This window comes from Neobacillus cucumis (assembly GCF_002860255.1).
GTDB lineage: Bacteria > Bacillota > Bacilli > Bacillales > Cytobacillaceae > Neobacillus > Neobacillus cucumis_A.
This window is the reverse complement of the sequence record NZ_PGVE01000038.1, coordinates 1-1,581: the sequence shown is the minus strand read 5'-3', so window position 1 is coordinate 1,581 and position 1,581 is coordinate 1. Positions and strand designations below refer to the sequence as shown.

Annotated in this window: 5 protein-coding genes; 2 read left to right on the top strand and 3 right to left on the bottom strand. The window is 37.1% G+C overall.

Annotation, left to right across the window (positions count from 1 at the left end; genetic code table 11):
- The coding region (locus tag CVD27_RS09250) for a DUF1507 family protein (RefSeq protein WP_101647619.1) at window positions 1-203 on the bottom strand (203 nt) is incomplete at its 3' end.
- A gap of 177 nt (window positions 204-380) precedes the next feature.
- Here CVD27_RS09250 and CVD27_RS09245 point away from each other — a divergent pair.
- Both CVD27_RS09245 and CVD27_RS09240 read left to right on the top strand, forming a co-directional pair.
- On the top strand, window positions 381-878 hold the full coding sequence (locus tag CVD27_RS09245; protein ID WP_101647618.1) for a hypothetical protein: 498 nt from the start codon (window positions 381-383) through the stop codon (window positions 876-878).
- 13 nt (window positions 879-891) lie between these two features.
- Complete coding sequence (locus CVD27_RS09240) at window positions 892-1,095, top strand: YlaI family protein (RefSeq protein WP_101647617.1); 204 nt, start codon at window positions 892-894, stop codon at window positions 1,093-1,095.
- A gap of 18 nt (window positions 1,096-1,113) precedes the next feature.
- On the opposite strand, the gene CVD27_RS09235 is transcribed toward CVD27_RS09240, so the two are convergent.
- Together CVD27_RS09235 and CVD27_RS29060 are read right to left on the bottom strand one after the other, a co-directional pair.
- Window positions 1,114-1,449 carry a YlaH-like family protein gene (locus CVD27_RS09235; protein WP_308301792.1) on the bottom strand — a complete coding sequence of 112 codons (336 nt, stop codon included), beginning with the start codon at window positions 1,447-1,449 and terminating at the stop codon, window positions 1,114-1,116.
- A 24-nt stretch (window positions 1,450-1,473) separates the two neighbouring features.
- Window positions 1,474-1,581 (bottom strand): hypothetical protein (locus tag CVD27_RS29060; protein ID WP_374703059.1); only part of this gene is annotated, 108 nt, incomplete at its 5' end.

Below are 1,581 nucleotides of genomic sequence, written 5' to 3'. Positions count from 1 at the left end.
TCTACTAAACCGAGCTTTACAGCAAAGTCAATTTCACGGGATAAACCGTACATTTGCGTGTCGAGTACTTCCTCATATAGCGGACATTGCGGCATAGTTAAATTATCCATTTGCACTTTTATTAGCTTTGCAATTTTCTCTGCGTCTATGTGCAGTTGTTTCATGGCTTGTTCTTTGTACGTATCTTGAACTTCTATTTCCATGGAGACGCCCCCATTATTCATTATTCCCGCAAGGTGTTAATGTCTAAATTGTATCTTTTGCTCTTACAAAATGCAAGTGTTACCCAATGAAAAAAACGAACTGAAATGAAATCCTTTTCACTTCTTCTATGAAAAGGTATACTAAAACTAGTGACTATGGATTGAGGGGGATATATTTTGGAACTTATTATACCAATTACCGGAAATGTGAAACATGCAATAACATTAGATCCTACTGTTTGGATATTTGATGATCGTCGTATCGATCTGGATGAATTTTTCTCGGAGGATTTTGTCGAAAAAGATGAAATGGAAGAGTATAAAGAAAGAATGGGTAAGCACTGGTCCAGAGAAATTATGGAAGGTGCTACTTATCCACCTACTTTAAAAAGTGAAAAAAGATTTGAAAAAGATAAGATGTTGTCAAGCAGCTTCGGTATTGTATTAAAACCATTCATACACAATGCTGTACCATCAGCAAACGCAACAACGTTTACACTCATTACTAAAGATGAAAAATACACCTATCCACTTGAGGAAGCAAGCAACATTATTTTCAAATTCAGTCATAACGGTAAACCTCTTCGTGAAGACGGTCCCGTACATGTTCTGTTTAAAGACGGATCGAATCAAGATTCACCGATTCGTTATGTTCTGGCTATCCAAGTAGATTGAAGGAGAAATTCCAATGCGCGTAAAATGTGTCATATGTGACCAAAACGATCAATTAGAAGATAACAATCCACTTGCCAAAAAATTACGAAACCGCCCCATACATACGTATATGTGTCCAACATGTAAAGAGCGGATCAGTAACTTGACAGAGAAACGAATTGCGACTGGTAACTTTGTTTTCTACCGTAGTTCAGATCCGACTGAAAAAGATTTTTAATCGAATAAAAAGACTCCGTTACTGAGTAACGGAGTCTTTTTTGTGTTCATTCATTCGTCGAACACGATAGATAATGAGAATGGCAGCAGCCACAAACAGTCCTTCTACGATTGGCAGGAAGAAAGCTAAGAATGTTAGTATTATACATCCAATAAATAGGAACGTATAAATGATAACGTTTCGACCAAAGCCAATCTTCCTTGCAAATCCAAGCTTATACACAATAGCAGACATGATGAAAACGAGCGCAAACAGAATATAGCCGGCTGTCGTGAAATTTGGCGCATATTCATAAATAATGCGAGCGGTTCCCGACAACCGATTGTAGACCATTTCTGAATCTTCTACTCTCATTCCATACATTCCCTTCTATCTTTATTATTCGCCAAGTTTTTTCTTTTTATTTATACGTTCACGTTCATTCTTGTCAAGAACTTTCTTACGTAAACGAATCGTTTGTGGTGTAACTTCACAGTACTCGTCATC